The sequence below is a fragment of the Cerasicoccus arenae genome, assembly GCF_014651635.1.
Classification (GTDB): domain Bacteria; phylum Verrucomicrobiota; class Verrucomicrobiia; order Opitutales; family Cerasicoccaceae; genus Cerasicoccus; species Cerasicoccus arenae.
This window is the reverse complement of the sequence record NZ_BMXG01000006.1, coordinates 134,533-149,172: the sequence shown is the minus strand read 5'-3', so window position 1 is coordinate 149,172 and position 14,640 is coordinate 134,533. Positions and strand designations below refer to the sequence as shown.

Annotated in this window: 13 protein-coding genes; 5 read left to right on the top strand and 8 right to left on the bottom strand. The window is 54.1% G+C overall.

All coding sequences use genetic code 11. The features are described 5' to 3' along the window. The first annotated feature begins 62 nt into the window (after positions 1-62). Positions 63-1,706 carry a peptidyl-prolyl isomerase family protein gene (locus tag IE065_RS06525; RefSeq protein ID WP_189513108.1) on the top strand — a complete coding sequence of 548 codons (1,644 nt, stop codon included), beginning with the start codon at positions 63-65 and terminating at the stop codon, positions 1,704-1,706. A 54-nt stretch (positions 1,707-1,760) separates the two neighbouring features. On the opposite strand, the gene IE065_RS06520 is transcribed toward IE065_RS06525, so the two are convergent. Further along, positions 1,761-2,027 (bottom strand): DUF167 domain-containing protein, encoded by a 267-nt coding sequence (locus tag IE065_RS06520; RefSeq protein ID WP_189513106.1) that lies wholly within the window; start codon positions 2,025-2,027, stop codon positions 1,761-1,763. 174 nt (positions 2,028-2,201) lie between these two features. On the opposite strand from IE065_RS06520, the gene IE065_RS06515 reads away from it, so the two are divergent. Next, entirely contained in the window at positions 2,202-2,612 is a 411-nt protein-coding gene (locus IE065_RS06515) for a hypothetical protein (protein WP_189513104.1), read from the top strand. Here IE065_RS06515 and IE065_RS06510 read toward each other — a convergent pair. The 3 genes from IE065_RS06510 to IE065_RS06500 form a co-directional block, all read right to left on the bottom strand. Then, positions 2,609-3,997 (bottom strand): hypothetical protein, encoded by a 1,389-nt coding sequence (locus IE065_RS06510; protein WP_189513102.1) that lies wholly within the window; start codon positions 3,995-3,997, stop codon positions 2,609-2,611. The two genes, IE065_RS06515 and IE065_RS06510, sit on opposite strands and share 4 nt — an antisense overlap. 109 nt (positions 3,998-4,106) lie before the next feature. Then, a complete protein-coding gene (locus tag IE065_RS06505) occupies positions 4,107-4,451 on the bottom strand; it encodes a hypothetical protein (RefSeq protein ID WP_189513100.1) in 345 nt (114 codons plus the stop codon). Positions 4,452-4,581: 130 nt separating this feature from the next. Then, on the bottom strand, positions 4,582-4,872 hold the full coding sequence (locus tag IE065_RS06500) for a septum formation initiator family protein (RefSeq protein ID WP_189513098.1): 291 nt from the start codon (positions 4,870-4,872) through the stop codon (positions 4,582-4,584). A 137-nt stretch (positions 4,873-5,009) separates the two neighbouring features. Here IE065_RS06500 and IE065_RS06495 point away from each other — a divergent pair, with 137 nt between their 5' ends. The 3 genes from IE065_RS06495 to IE065_RS06485 are packed head-to-tail and all read left to right on the top strand — an operon-like array spanning position 5,010 to position 8,056. Further along, entirely contained in the window at positions 5,010-5,825 is an 816-nt protein-coding gene (locus IE065_RS06495; RefSeq protein WP_189513096.1) for an ExeA family protein, read from the top strand. 7 nt (positions 5,826-5,832) lie between these two features. Then, positions 5,833-6,828, top strand: a complete 996-nt coding sequence (locus IE065_RS06490; RefSeq protein WP_189513094.1) for a hypothetical protein — start codon at positions 5,833-5,835, stop codon at positions 6,826-6,828. Then, entirely contained in the window at positions 6,788-8,056 is a 1,269-nt protein-coding gene (locus IE065_RS06485) for a flagellar basal body-associated FliL family protein (RefSeq protein ID WP_189513092.1), read from the top strand. The genes IE065_RS06490 and IE065_RS06485 overlap by 41 nt, the downstream gene beginning before the upstream one ends. Positions 8,057-8,119: 63 nt before the next feature. Here the strand turns inward: IE065_RS06485 and IE065_RS06480 are convergent, their stop codons facing one another. The 4 genes from IE065_RS06480 to IE065_RS06465 form a co-directional block, all read right to left on the bottom strand. Further along, on the bottom strand, positions 8,120-8,806 hold the full coding sequence (locus IE065_RS06480; protein ID WP_189513090.1) for a type 1 glutamine amidotransferase: 687 nt from the start codon (positions 8,804-8,806) through the stop codon (positions 8,120-8,122). 104 nt (positions 8,807-8,910) lie between these two features. Then, positions 8,911-10,308 (bottom strand): dihydrolipoyl dehydrogenase, encoded by a 1,398-nt coding sequence (gene lpdA / locus IE065_RS06475; RefSeq protein WP_189513088.1) that lies wholly within the window; start codon positions 10,306-10,308, stop codon positions 8,911-8,913. 53 nt (positions 10,309-10,361) lie between these two features. Next, positions 10,362-11,594: a 2-oxoglutarate dehydrogenase complex dihydrolipoyllysine-residue succinyltransferase gene (gene odhB / locus IE065_RS06470; protein WP_189513086.1), complete on the bottom strand. Its 1,233-nt coding sequence runs from the start codon at positions 11,592-11,594 to the stop codon at positions 10,362-10,364. 187 nt (positions 11,595-11,781) lie between these two features. Continuing rightward, a complete protein-coding gene (locus IE065_RS06465; protein ID WP_189513084.1) occupies positions 11,782-14,544 on the bottom strand; it encodes a 2-oxoglutarate dehydrogenase E1 component in 2,763 nt (920 codons plus the stop codon). Between the last annotated feature and the right edge of the window lie 96 nt (positions 14,545-14,640).

The window sequence follows — 14,640 nt, the reverse complement described above, 5'->3', positions numbered from 1 at the left end:
ATGGAAAGATTGACAGGTCTGTCAGCTATCGGCACTCTGCCGGTTTCGTTTTTAACACACCCATGTTCACCTGGCTCCAGACCCATATTCAGAGGCACCATAAAATCATCTTTGGCGTGATTCTTGTGGTGATTATCATATCGTTTGTTTTTACCATTGGCAACTTCGGGGGCTTCGGCAACCCAACCAACCAAAACAACGGGCCACGCGAATTCTACGGATTCAACCTCAACTCCAATCGCGACAGAACCGCACTGGAGCAGTGGACGTTGATCACGCTCGCACTCAACCGCCAGCGCACCAGTGACGAAGCCATTCAGTATGGTGCCATGCAACGCGCCGTCATGCTTTACTTGGCCAACGAACTCCAGATCCCCGAGCCCACTCAACAGCAGTTCCAAGAGTATGTCCGTGAGTGTATGGCCTTTAAGGACTTTCGGACCGGTGAGTTCAGCCAGGACATGTATACGCGCTTCATTGATGGCTTTAAGAACAACCCCAACATGAACGAGGACACCCTCGTAATTGCGCTCTCACAGAACTTTCGCATGGAACAAGTGGGTAACGCCATTGGCGGCCCAGGCTACGTTATGCCCTACCTTGCAGTAGAAGAAATCAAGCGCCGCGACTCGGTTTGGTCTGTCGACTTGGCTACGCTTGAGCGCAGCACCTTCAAGCCGGAAATCAACATCACCGATGAGGCGCTGGATACGTATTACCAGCAGAACAAGTTCCGCTACGAAACCAAGCCTCAGTTCCTCACCGAGTTCGTCTCATTTTCTGGAGCAGACTTCCTCGACCAAGTCGGCGAACCAACCGAAGCAGATATTCTCAAGTTCTACAATTCCCAACGCGCACAGTGGCCCAAGAACGAAGAAGGTGCTACGAAGCCATTGGATGAGATCAAAGATGAAGTCATTGCCAAATGGAAGGCCAAGCAAGCCCAGCAGATCGCAATCGATGAAGCCAATAAGCTCGCTGTTGCGCTGTATGACGCCACCTATGAAGGTAAAGTGAAACAGGGTGACGAATCCCTCGCCACCTTCATCAGCGACCTAGGGCTGACTTTAGCCCCATTGCCAGCCTTCAGCTCGGACAACCTACCGGGCAATACCCCCATCCCCCCCGCCGCTCTCCAACAGGCTCTTTCACTTGACGAAAAGCGTTTTTATTCCGATGGCCTAGTCACGGCCGACGGTGGTGCTATCATCTTCCTCAAGGAAAAATCAGGCACAACCATCCCCCCTCTCGCTGAGGTCCGCGCACAGGTCGTTGCCGATTACTCGAAGGAAGAAGAACAGCGCCAGTTTAACCAAAAGGGCCAGTCGCTGCAAAAAGAGCTCCAAGCCGCAGTCAAAGAAGACAAAAATTTTGCGGAAACAGCAGATTCTCTCGGCTTGGTAGTCGAAAGCTACGCCGACTTCACCATGGCTGCTCCACCCGAAGGTCTCGACAATTTCGAGCTCAGCACAATCAATGACATGAGCCAGGGTGAAGTCTCCAACATGGTCGGCTTTGGTGACATCGGCACCGTAATCTATGTGAAAAAATTAGAGGTGCCCGAAGTCACGGCAGAATCGCCGGACGTTGTCGCAGAAATGTCGCAGCTCACCGGACGTATCGCCCAAGCGACCGAGTCCAGCATCCTCAACGAGCTCATTGCTATCGGCAGCCAAAAGCTTGAGGCCACCGAAGAAGCGCTCTAAGCTGTCTTTGATTTTATTCACGAAAGGCCCGTTCTATTGAGCGGGCCTTTTTGTTTACCGAGGAGGTAATTTGGCCATGAGTTCAGTTGTGCTCATCTCCTCCACCGCAATCACTTTTCGGCGGCCACCTTCGCCAGAGACAATCGTTACCGCGCGCTTGGGTAAACCCAAATGCTTGGCAAGAAACTTGACCAATTCAGTGTTGGCCTGCCCATCAACGGGCGGAGCGGCAATTCGCACTTTCAAAGTATCTTCTTGCCAACCGGCGATTTCAGTACGCGAAGCTTTCGGTGAAGCGAAAATGCGAATCATGAGAGCCATGTATCCTATTTTTGTAAATACCTGCCCCACAGGTCAATCTGGGTAATGCAGAACAAGGCAAATAAGCAAAAATAATGCACGCATATATTACTGCTTATGGAAATTGTGCAAATACAATCTTGCGTTAAAATCGGCATCTAGCAGTTAAAAACACCCCTTTCTTTGCTTCTCGTTATGCCCTTTGAGATTATATGGGAGCCCCAAGGCGTTATCCAACGTCATTGGGGAGTGCTCCACCCGCAAGAGTTAGATGAATTCAATTCGCAGTTTTACGGCGATTCTCGCTCGGATAATTGCAAGTTTATGCTCACAGACTTTCTCGAAGTCACCGACCACACCTTCGATCAAATCGATATTTCGGTAGCTGCTGGTTACGATATCGGCGCGAGCAAAAGCATTAAAAACTTCAAAATCGCATTCGTGGTAAGAGAACCCAAAGTAAGGGAAGGCTGCGAACTATACCGCAAAATCTTGGCCAGCTGTAACACCACTTGGGAAGTCCGTTTGTTTGAGGATATGGGCGAAGCACGCCGCTGGTGCGAAGAGCCTAAACTCGCTCTATCCGGCTGTTCAGCTCGAGCCTAGAATTCCACAATCACCGAAGTCTGAATGCGGTTGCTATTTGCAGTGGGTAGTCCGACGTAGCCCGTCTGGAGAAAACTGTATTCAGCAGCCAATGTCAGGTAAGAGGTGAACTTGTAAAAAACAGACGTCGAGGCGTTCACGTTGAAGCGCCGCATGCCCACGCTCAAGTCAGAGTCCTCGGGATCATCAACACCAAGTGCCATGTTCCAATTAAAATCCTCCCATGGGAACGTCTGCAACTGAATCCACCCACCGCGCGACTTAATGGACTCACTCTTCGCTAGGTTGACCGTCTGGCCAATGCCACCGTTAAAGCTCCCCAAGTCCGACCCGACCCATGCCGCCCCCATCAACTTGGCGCGATCTTTCCAATTGAGCACCATCGTCAACATTCCTGCATAGGAGTCGTAGACGGATTCCCCGCCAGTAGGCCGATCAAATGCTTCCTGTCCCCATTCACCGCCGAGAGCCGTAGTCAAAGTCCAATCCTCGGCCAAACGCCAGTCACAGACAGCGGTTAATTCGCAATTGGGCACGCCAGAGTCATTGCCATCCGGTTGTCCACCGCCATCAATGTCCGCGCTCACGGCGCTGGCAATCGCGCCAATCACACGCAATTCACCGCCTCCAGTGTCTTTGCGCCAAGTCGCCTTGACGAGTGGCCGCCGGGACCACAACGCGCCTTGGTAGGCATAGCTCCCACAATTGACAGTGCGCGGCAGGGCAACCGTCAGGGCATCCCAATCCTGCCCCGCGCGAAATTGCCAATCTCCTCTCTCCATCTGGGCGTAGGCTAGACGCATTCGCAAAGCCGGTGTGCTGCTGTTGGCATTACCGTAAAAATCCGTCTCGATGCGTGCGCTTGGGTGCCAGCCTTCCCACTCAGGCCCGTTAATTTTCAGGCCCAGCCGAGTCTCGCGCGCCGTAATGCTTAGTTGATTGTCGTCACTGCCAGCCTCGGGGTAGACGTAGCGGACGAAATCACCGTTGTAGACCCGATGTGTGTCGTAGGAGGCGTCGAGCTTCACGAAACCGTAGACCTCAAACGACCAATCACGATGCTTGAAACTCAAATCCGGGCTCAAGCTTGCGGGAGGAGGAGGCTCAGGTGCCGGCAACTGCTGGTTAGCACCCTGCTCAATATTCATTACCTGCGGTGGAGTAATTGCTACGTAGGAGGCACGGACGTTATCCAGTTCACCCCGCAAACCAAGAACCTCCTGCTGCAATTCGCCAATGACTTCTTGCTGCGCTTTCAACATCGCCCGGAGTTCTGCTAACTCGCCAGATATGCCGGAGGCCATCGGCTCAGCCCATACGCAAGGCGTCAGGACGACGCCAGAGAGCGCCCAAAGCAAGATCCAGTTGATTGATTTTGAAAGCACATTGAGAATATATTCTTATTTAATTACGGTTGAAGATTATATTTACTTATCGAATGGATTGCAGAAATGCTGATAGCCTTAAGCAGGTCCCTTACTAACACTGGCTGTCTTAACGGGCAACAATACTCAAAACGCCTGTCACCAAATCCCGAATTTGATCGCCAACGCTGGCTTTGGAGGAGCGTTCGAAATCGGTCAGCAGCTTGAACGGAGGACGTGTTGGAGCGCCATTGGCCTGAAGAATCGGCGAGCTGTAGCCACGAGAATCGACTTGGCTAATGCCTGAGCCAACCCGCACGTGCGACCAATAGCCCGTGGTTTTCCAAGTAAGCGCACAGCCACGGTAGCAAAGTTGGAAGCCGGTAAAATTGTCAGCCCCATCATACCACACCACAAATTCCAGGCCATCGCCATCCCACCAGCGCCGACTGCCTGGCCCTGGCTCTTGTTTCACGGCTTTAAACTCCCGCAACATGATGTAGATAAGCTACTCAGCTACCCCTGTCTCAGCAATACGACTTCGGGGATCGAAACGCTTTTTACCGAGCCTTAACAACCCCCAAAATGGACCGATAAGTCGTGGATTACTCTCGGAATTTGAAGATCAATTCGCCCTCTCGGGAGTAGCCTAAACGTTCGCGCGTAGCGCGTTCGATCATATCCGGATTGTTGAGCAATTCCGTGAGGTAGGTCTGTTGTTCTGCATTCTGCTGTTGCAGCGCCTGCAAGTGTGCATCGGCGGAGACACGACGCTCGTTGAAGGCGTTGTATTCGCGCCAGCTCTGCGTCAAGACCACGCCAAATACCGCGCATGCGCAGGCCAATGCCACTGCCATGGCGGGCAAAATGAACTGATATTTTCTGGTGCTGCTCATTGCGGAAGTAATTGCCGACAAACAAACTCTGTAAAACAAAGCTCAAATTGCAAAGGAAAAAACCCTCGCCTTTACATCGAGTTTGCCTAGGGGTAGATATCTCCCTGCGCTGACCACCAGCGCCCGCTATCGACGTTATGTATAAGGAATTTTTCGGACTCAGCGAAATGCCGTTCAACGTGACGCCGGACCCGAAGTTTCTCTTCTTAAGTCCCACGCACCAAGACGCGCTCGCACACCTACGCTACGGCATTAAAGAGAAGAAGGGATTCATCGTGCTCACGGGCGAAGTCGGCTGCGGTAAGACCACGCTCTGCCGTACACTGCTGGGCGAGCTGGACGAACAGCCGCAAATTGAGACCATCCTCATACTCAACCCGCGTATTTCCGAACAGCAGCTGCTCTTCAATATCCTGCACGAACTGGGTGAAGATGTTCCCGAAGCCAGCCACATTGACCTGACCGCCCGCCTCAACGGTGCCCTGCTAGCCCGCATCCATGCCGGCAAGGAGATCGTAATGATCATCGATGAGGCGCAAAATCTCTCATTCGAGGTCATGGAGCAACTACGGTTGTTGTCCAATTTGGAGACGCACGACCAGAAGCTGTTGCAGATCATTTTAATGGGGCAACCCGAGCTCAACGACCGGCTACGCGAGAAACGCCTTCGTCAATTCCGCCAACGCGTGCTGGTTTACTACGACCTGTCTGCACTCAACCGGGCAGAAACCGCGAGCTACATCCAACATCGCCTAACCACCGCAGGCAGCAACGGGTGCCCACGCTTCACTTGGTGGGCACAATGGCGCATCCATCGGTGGACTCAGGGCACACCACGCTTAATCAACAATCTGTGTGACAAAGCGCTTCTGGCTGCCTATATTCGCGATTCTGAAGAAATTGCATTCAGCGACATCTCCCGCGCAATCAAAGATCTAAAACGCCTCGGCTAACACCGCCATGTCATTAATTAACGACGCACTGAAAAAGGCCCAACGGGAACGCGAAGGCGGCGACACGCCAGCCAAGCAGAATATCCCCACGGTCGGCGGTTCACACCCACGCCGTGGCAATCCCGCGGACAAGACCAGCTTCAAGCTGTTGCGCACGGTAACCGTCGGCGTGATCGTGCTGTCTCTGCTCATCGCTGCCATCGGCCTGTTGATTACCGCAGTGAAGAAGGACCCTCCGGCCCCAGCACCGGTCATCACCGAGGTCCCCGTCACGATTCGCCCCTCTGAGAGCGCCGCAACGGCACCGTCAACACCACAGCACACGGCAAATCGAATTGAACCCGTCCCCACGCCAATCGTGCGTATTGAAGCGCCAGTCATCACTCCTCCCGCTCCACAAGCTTCAATTCCAACGCCTGCGCCTGCGCCAAAAGCACCCATTTCACCCCCAGTGAAATCTGCTCCGCCGGCAACAACAACCACGGTTCAACCTGCCCAAATTGCCGCCATACCGTCTGCTCCAGTCAAGCCTGCAGCAGTTGCCTCAGTTGCTACGGTACCAACGCCCAAACCCGCGACGGTTCTGCCTCCTTCACGCGCAGCAGAGACTCCACCAGCACCCATTGCGCCCGCACCTGTCATCATTCCGGCTGAACCAGTTGCCGCGAATGCTGTAGGCACACAAGGACCCGCGCCCGACATCCAACCTTTGCCCCAGCAACCAGTAACCACTGGCACCGAGGCGGAAGCTCCTGCGCCCGCACCTGCTGTAACCGCCAATCAAGAACCTGACCCGAAAATCATTGCGTTCTTGGAAGCATCACGCATAACAGGCATCAAGGTTGCTGGGGGGAAAAGTCGTGTTCTGATGAACAATCAAGTCTTCAAAGTTGGCTCGATTGTCCAGGCCACCAGCCAGCTGAAAATCACCTTCATCCAATCCAACGAAATCCAATTCGTCGATGAGTCAGGAGTCGAATACCGGAAACAGTTCCAGCGGTAAGAAAAAGCTAATCCTCCGTAAAAAAGGGGAATCAGCGCCTACCGATGCTAAAAAGGCCACGCCCGCGGATGTATCTGCGGCGGAGAAAAAACCGATGCGCATGAGCCTGAAGCGCCCAAGCGAAGATACGCCAGCAGAACTGCCGCCCGAAGCACCGCTGCCGCCTATTACGCCGCCGCCAGCAACGACCCCTGCCACACCGCCTGAGCCAGCGCACACCGAGCCGGAAAGGCCTAAAATGCGCATGGGCCTGAAGCGAAGCTCAACCCCTGATCAAACTGCTCAAGAAAGTGCACCACCAACACCGCCACCTTCACAGCATACGGTGGCTGAAGACGAGGCACCAAAGGTGCGACTAGGCCTGAAAAGACCGAGTGATGACTCGGATGCCAGCGCCTCGCCTCCCTCTGGCGCGCCCAAGGGCGACATGGATTTAGGCCTTGGCGATGAGAACCAGTCAGACGACGATGATTTTTCCAGCCATGGCATTCAGCAAGCTGGTCCAATGGCACCACCACCACCGCCACCACCGCCATCAGCCTCCATGCCACCTCCGCTGACAAGTGGCACAACGAACGACGCACCACCGCCACCAGGCTCCATGCCACCGCCGCCACCACTCGCTCAGTCCCCTGCTGGGAATGACCTGATGGGTGAGGCATTGGACAAGAAACCGAGCCACGCGAAACACATCATAGTCGCAATCGTGATTCTTGTAGCACTCCTTGCCGCGATTGGCGGAGTTGGCTATCTACTCATGGGCATGATGGGCGGAGATAAGGAGGAAGCGCCAATTGCGGAAGATACGAAAGCGTCCGCTAAAGAGCCTTCATCCATTGCCAAAATCCCCAAGCAATCAATCGATAAGGCAAAAGAAACCGTTGCAGCCGTTAACGCTGCGTCCAATACTGATGAAATACTTGGAGGATCCTCCAAACCAACACCAATAACAGCGATCCCAATTACCACTGTCCTAGTGGAAGAACCAGTTGTTGAGGGGCCCTCAGTAGTTACCTACGGCCAACAAGATCCTACTATTTTAAAATGGGTAGAGTCCCTCGAAGGCTATCAGGTCGGACGTGGCAAATTGATCCTCAACGGCCAACTCTACAAAGAAGGTGCCGTAGTCAATCCCACGCTAAATGTCCGCTGGCTAAAGGAAGACCCACGGCTAAAACTCTTGTATTTCCAAGACGCCAATAACGTGACCTACGAGAAGGAATTCTAACATGCGTCCGAAACCTGCCGGACCATCAGTTTTGGGCACGGCAGAATCAACGGTCACGGCCAATCACTGTTGCAAGTATGACAGGATGTTCGCCATGAGACTGTTGATGGCTAAATAGCGCTCGGGCGGCACTTGAAGGATTCGCTCCTCGCTTTGCACATAAGGCCCATCCACCAGTTCATCGCGACAGTTTTCGACAATGGCCTGAGCGGTGGCTGAGGTTGTCTCAAGGTGAAACTGTAGCCCGATCACATTGGCACCAATCTGAAAGGCCTGATTCACACAGCCTTGGCTGGAAGCGGTTAGTGTGGCCCCCTCGGGCAGCGAAAACGTTTCGCCGTGCCAATGAAAGACACCTACCACCGGTGGAAATTGAAAGACATCGGGGCGATCAATGTTGGCTGCTTCGATCGGCAACCAACCAATTTCTTTCACGGGATTGGCTTTGACTTCGCTGCCCAGTGCACTGGCGATTAACTGAGCGCCCAGACAAATACCCAGTGTCGCTTTGCCTGCCGCAATGGCACCCCGGACAAACGCTTTCTCCGAAACCAGCCACGGATATTTGGGCTCGTCGTTCACGCTCATGGGCCCGCCCATCACGATGAGCAGATCAATCCCATCAAGCGGCGGCAGCGCTTCATTATCATACAGCTTGGTGCATGTGATTTCATAGCTGGCTTTTTGGAGCCAGCGCTCAATGCTGCCAAGCCCCTCAAAGGGCACGTGCTGTAGGTAATGAGCGCGCATTTTGAATTCCTCCTATCACTATTTCGCGACAGCCGAAGCCGCGCCATTCGCAATCGAAACACTTGGCATGGTCTTCAAATGCGGTCTTCGAGCGTCCTGAGACACTACATCGAATGAATTGCTGTTTTGCTGACGCTGAGGCCAGCCTCTTTCATCGATTCCGCCATTGTCGGGTGTGCATGGATCGTGCGGCCCAAGTCTTCGGCACTACCCCCATATTCCATGTGAGTGACGGCAGCAGCGATGAGTTCGCTCGCGCCCTTGGCGATGATTTGCACGCCGAGAAGCTTGTCGGTTTTCTTGTCAGCAATGACTTTCACGAAGCCGTCGGTCGCGTCGGTGGCAATAGCACGTCCGTTGGCGATGAGCGGGAACTTGCCAACGTTCACCTCGATGTCTTGCTCTTTGGCGAGGTCTTCGCCAATCCCAACCGATGCAATTTCCGGCTCGGTGTAAACAACGTTCGGAATCACGTCATAGTTGACATGGCCGCCCTTGCCAGCAATCAGCTCAACACAGGCCACACCTTCTTCCTCAGCCTTGTGGGCGAGCATTGGGCCACTGACTACATCGCCAATCGCATAAACGCCCTTCGCGCTGGTGCGGAAATGGCTGTCAATTTTCACGCGACCTTTTTCGTCGAGTTCGATGCCTCCTTTGTCGGCATGAAGGCCGGCAGTGGTTGGTTTGCGACCCACGGCGACCAAGATTTTGTCCGCTTCAAATTTAAGTTCCTTGCCATTCTTTTCCGCGGTGAGGAATGACTTCTTCCCCTCCTTCACGACACCAGTCACCTTGGCACCAAGTTCGAATTTCATCCCTTGCTTTTTGAAGAGGCGCTCGGCGAGTTTGGAAACATCCTTGTCTACAGCACCCGCGATTTGCGGAAGCATTTCAACGATGGTCACTTCGCTGCCAAGGCGCGACCAGACGCTACCAAGCTCCAACCCAATTGCACCACCGCCAACGACGACGAGCTTCTTTGGAATCTTGTCAAAGGCAATGCCCTCGGTGCTGGAGACGATCACATCGCCGTCAAACTTCATGAAGGGCAATTCCACGGGCACGGATCCCGTCGCAATGATGATGTTCGTCGCGGTGACGGTCTTGCCACCCTCGGCACCTTCGACATTCACCTTACCCTCGCCCTGGAACGAGCCGATACCCTTGAGCACATCGATTTTGCGCGCCTTAATAAGCGAGGTCACACCATTGCGCAGTTGGTCCACCACGCCGTCCTTGCGCTTCATGAGCGCAGGGATGTCGCTGGTCAGCTTGCCAACTTTGATGCCGTGCGCGTCGCCGCGCTCATGCAGAAAGTGGTAAATTTCCGTGGAGTGCAGGAGCGCCTTGCTGGGAATACAGCCGACGTTCAGGCAGGTGCCGCCAAGGTGCGAATCCTTTTCGACAAGCGCGGTTTTCATCCCAAGCTGAGCACCGCGAATCGCGGCAACATAGCCGCCAGGGCCAGAGCCAATAACCAATAAATCGTAATCTGCCATAACTTAAAAACGTAAGGAATTTCTCACAAAGGCACGAAGGCACAAAGATATCATTAAACGCCGAAGAGCAACTTGGTCGGATCTTCGATCGCTTCCTTGACCTTGACCAGGAACGTGACTGCGCCCTTGCCGTCGACCACGCGGTGGTCGTAGCTCAAAGCCAGATACATCATTGGGCGTGCAACAATTTCGCCGTTAATAACAACCGCTCGCTCAGTGATGTTGTGCAGTCCGAGGATGCCTGTCTGTGGCATATTGAGCAGTGGCGTCGAAAGCATGCTGCCGTAGATACCACCGTTGGAAATCGTGAAGACGCCGCCGCTAATATCTTCCAGCTTGATCTTGCCCGAGCGCGCTGCCTTGGCGTAGCCGATGATATCCTGCTCAATCGTGGCAAAATTCTTTTCATCACAATCACGGACTACAGGAACCATGAGGCCCTTGTCCGAACCAACCGCCACGCCAATGTCGTAGAAGTGGTTCTGGATAACGTAGTCGCCATCGAGCTGGGTGTTAAGATCTGGCACCGCTTGCAGGGCATTGACCACGGCCTTCACGAAGAAGGACATGAAACCCAATTTGACGCCATAGCGTTCGACAAATTTTTCTTGATGCTGCTTGCGAAGATTCATCACCGCGCTCATGTCCACCTCGTTAAACGTGGTGAGCAGGGCAGCCTCATTCGTCGCAGCCACAAGGCGCTCGGCGATTTTCTTGCGCAGCGGCGTCAGCTTTTTGCGCGATGTCCGACCCTCGTCGCTCGCTGGCGCAGTTGCTGGAGCCGCAGGTGTGGAAGCAGAAGGAGCAGGCGCAGCGGCAGGCTTTTCACCAGCGGCAAGCATGTCACCTTTGGTCACACGGCCACCTTTACCGGAGCCATCAACCTTAGCGGGGTCGATGCCGGTCTCAGCAGCAAGGCGGCGCACGGCAGGCGATTGTGTCTCATCAGGCGTAGCCTTGTCTGTCTTGGCGGGCGCAGGCTCTGCCTTGGCTTCTTCCTTCGAAACCTCTGCCTTTTCTTCGGTCTTACCGGAAGCTGCGGGCGCTGCGGCGGAGTCATCGATCACTGCGACGACTTGGCCAATTTCGACCTCATCACCTTCTTCGGCCTTAAGGCTGATTTTACCAGCGGATTCGGCGAGGCCTTCCGAGGTGATCTTGTCAGTTTCGAGTTCGAAGATGACTTGGTCTTTTTCAACGAAGTCGCCTTCTTTAACGTGCCAGGCGGCAATGATACCCGAGGTGATGGACTCACCGAGGGCGGGAATTTTGATGTCAACGGCCATGATGGAAGAAATAATGAAAGGTGAAGGATGAAAACCAACGAGACGCGGAAGAAGAGTTCGGGTCGGTGAAAAAAGCAGTATAGATTAGGGTTGAAGCGGATCCGTCATTTTCATGCTTCAGATTTTTTGAAAAATCAAAGCTCCGCCAGTGCGAAAAACTTGCAAAAAACTTCGCTGATCGCACAGTTTACGCCTTACCAAACGCCTCCTCGACCAGCGTCTGCTGCTCGATTTTGTGAATCGCGAGCGATCCGGGTGCGGGGCTGGCGGCAGCGTAACGACCGGCAAAGATCGGATCCACGCCAGCAACCTTTTTGAGGTAGTGGTAAATGAAGTTCCAAGCGCCCATGTTCTGTGGCTCTTCCTGACACCAAACCAGTTGCTTATAGCCTTTGTATTTGGCCAGTATCTCACCGCACACTTTTTCGTTGAACGGATACAACTGCTCCACACGGACAATGGCGGTGTTGGTGATTGCGTTTTCTTCGCGGTAGGCGATCAGGTCGTAGTAGACCTTGCCCGAGCAGAAGACAACACGCTCGGCCTTCTTCGGCGGCGCATTGTCGTCGAGAATTTCGTGGAAGACGCCATCGGTCAATTCCTCAACGGTGGAGACGCACAGCTTGTGACGAAGCAGGCTCTTCGGTGCCATGATGATGAGCGGCTTCTGGAACGTGCGCATCTTCTGGCGACGAATGATGTGAAAATACTGCGCGGGCGTAGTCATCATCGCGACTTGTATATTGTTCTCCGCACAGGCTTGGAGATAGCGCTCAAGGCGGGCGCTAGAGTGCTCTGGGCCCTGCCCTTCATAGCCATGAGGTAACAGCATAACGAGCCCGCTCATGCGGCCCCATTTGGATTCGCTGCTCGCAATAAATTGGTCGAAGTGCACTTGCGCACCGTTGGCGAAGTCACCAAATTGCGCTTCCCAAATGGCAAGCATGTCTGGGTAGTCAATTGAGTAGCCGTAATCGAAGCCCAAAATTGCCGCCTCGGACAAACTTGAATTGTGCACGCAGAACGTCGCCTGATTCGGGTCCAGATTGACCAATGGCACGTAGCGGGTACGAGTCTCGCTATCATACCAAGCGGTGTGGCGCTGGCTGAAAGTACCGCGCTCACTGTCCTGTCCAGAAAGGCGGACAGGGGTGCCGTCCATGAGCAGGGCACCAAAGGCGAGCGATTCCGCAAATGACCAGTCAATGCCTTCGCCCTTCTCAAAATTCTTCCATTTCTGCGCAAGCTGGCGAGCGATCTTGGAGTTCGCCTTGAAGTTGCCAGGGATGTCCGTAAGGCGACGCGCAATTTGGCGTAGGTCCTTCACTTTTAAACCAGTCTTGGCGGGCTTAAAATCGTAGGGTGGCTGAATTGTGCCTGAAGAACCATGCAATTTGGTGGCCTTGCCGTTTCCATTACTGTTCTTTTCTTCTTCCTTCTTCACATCGAGGAAGGCGTCGTTGAGGTCCTTCTGATAAGCTTCGGTGAGCTGATCGGCCTCTTGCTCGGAAATAACTTGCTCGGAAATCAAACGCTGCTTGAGCGCCTCACTGATGGCCGGATGCTTGGAGAGGCGCTGGTAAAGGTCGGGCTGGGTGAAGCCGGGCTCGTCACTCTCGTTGTGGCCATGACGGCGGTAGCAATACATGTCGATGACGACATCGTCGGCGAACTCCTGGCGGTATTTCGCAGCGAGGCGCATCACAGAGCAAACCGCTAGCGGGTCGTCGCCATTGACGTGGAAAATCGGCACGTCGATCATCTTGGCGATGTCGGTGCAATAACGGCTGGAGCGCGAGTCGCGCGGATCCGTCGTGAAACCAATCTGGTTATTGATAACCACGTGAATCGTGCCACCGGTGCGATAGCCCTTGAGCTTCGCAAGGTTGAACGTTTCCGCAACGACACCCTGGCCGGCAAAAGCCGCGTCACCATGAATGAGGAGCGGGAGCACGCGCTTGCGCTCAAGGTCGCCCCGAATGCGCTGACGGGCGCGAGCCTTGCCCTCGACAACCGGGTCGACGGCTTCCAAGTGGCTCGGGTTAGCGGCAAGGCGCAGCTCGATTTCCGGCCCAGCCAAAGTCTTGAGCGTGGACTCAAAACCAAGATGATATTTAACGTCACCGTCGCCATGAATGGACTCAGGAATATAGTTCTCCGAAAATTCGCGGAAAAGATATTGGTAAGACTTACCAAGGATATTCGCCAACACATTGAGTCGGCCACGGTGAGCCATGCCCATGACGATCTCTTCGACGCCGTTCTTCGGGCAGTCCTGAATCAGCAAGTCAAGCGCAGCAATCAGCGTTTCCGCACCTTCGAGAGAGAATCGCTTCTGGCCAACGTAACGGGTATGCAAGAAACGCTCAAAGATTTCTCCCTGCATGACCTTGTCGAGCATGCGGAGCTTTTCCTCTCGGGTAAACTCCGGATGAAAATTGGTAGGCTCGATCGCAGACTGAATCCAGCGGCGCTTCGGGGTCTCCTGGATGTGGATATACTCGCAGCCAACGTGGGCGCAATAAGTCTCGCTGAGGCGTTCCAACAACGTGGACACCGGCATGAAAACACCGCCCAAATAATTGCCCGTGTGATACTCCCGCGAGGTGTCCACGTGATCTAACCCCAAGCGCTCCAGCGAAAGACGCGGGTTCGGCACTGGATTCGGCACGAGCGGATTAAAGTGTGCCTGCGTGTGGCCAATCGAGCGATACGCATACACCGCACCGATCACGCGAGACTGAACAATCGCGTCCAAGCCCTCCAATGACTCTGGAGTCGTGGAACTCGCAGCTGAGACACCGGAGCTTCCAAGCTGCTGGGCCAACTCAAAACCCTCAAAGAATGCACGCCAGTGATCATCCAGCGAGTCCGGGCTGTCAAGCCACTGCTCGTAGTTCTGGTCAATCAGGTCTGCGTTCCAACGATTGGCGATGCCGAGATTCTTCATTGTTCGGGGATTCCGGGGCTAAGATCGAACGACCGTCAAAAAATGCACAGGCGTCCAAAAAATGTCTTAAATGAGCGGTGTTCGTCTTAAATATTG

Bases quoted from the DNA above. Each gene is read 5' to 3' on its own strand.
- IE065_RS06525 (WP_189513108.1), top strand. From the start codon at position 63: ATGTTCACCTGGCTCCAGACCCATATTCAGAGGCACCATAAAATCATC.
- IE065_RS06520 (WP_189513106.1), bottom strand. From the start codon at position 2,027: ATGGCTCTCATGATTCGCATTTTCGCTTCACCGAAAGCTTCGCGTACT.
- IE065_RS06515 (WP_189513104.1), top strand. From the start codon at position 2,202: ATGCCCTTTGAGATTATATGGGAGCCCCAAGGCGTTATCCAACGTCAT.
- IE065_RS06500 (WP_189513098.1), bottom strand. From the start codon at position 4,872: ATGAGCAGCACCAGAAAATATCAGTTCATTTTGCCCGCCATGGCAGTG.
- IE065_RS06495 (WP_189513096.1), top strand. From the start codon at position 5,010: ATGTATAAGGAATTTTTCGGACTCAGCGAAATGCCGTTCAACGTGACG.
- IE065_RS06490 (WP_189513094.1), top strand. From the start codon at position 5,833: ATGTCATTAATTAACGACGCACTGAAAAAGGCCCAACGGGAACGCGAA.
- IE065_RS06485 (WP_189513092.1), top strand. From the start codon at position 6,788: ATGAGTCAGGAGTCGAATACCGGAAACAGTTCCAGCGGTAAGAAAAAG.
- IE065_RS06480 (WP_189513090.1), bottom strand. From the start codon at position 8,806: ATGCGCGCTCATTACCTACAGCACGTGCCCTTTGAGGGGCTTGGCAGC.
- lpdA (WP_189513088.1), bottom strand. From the start codon at position 10,308: ATGGCAGATTACGATTTATTGGTTATTGGCTCTGGCCCTGGCGGCTAT.
- odhB (WP_189513086.1), bottom strand. From the start codon at position 11,594: ATGGCCGTTGACATCAAAATTCCCGCCCTCGGTGAGTCCATCACCTCG.
- IE065_RS06465 (WP_189513084.1), bottom strand. From the start codon at position 14,544: ATGAAGAATCTCGGCATCGCCAATCGTTGGAACGCAGACCTGATTGAC.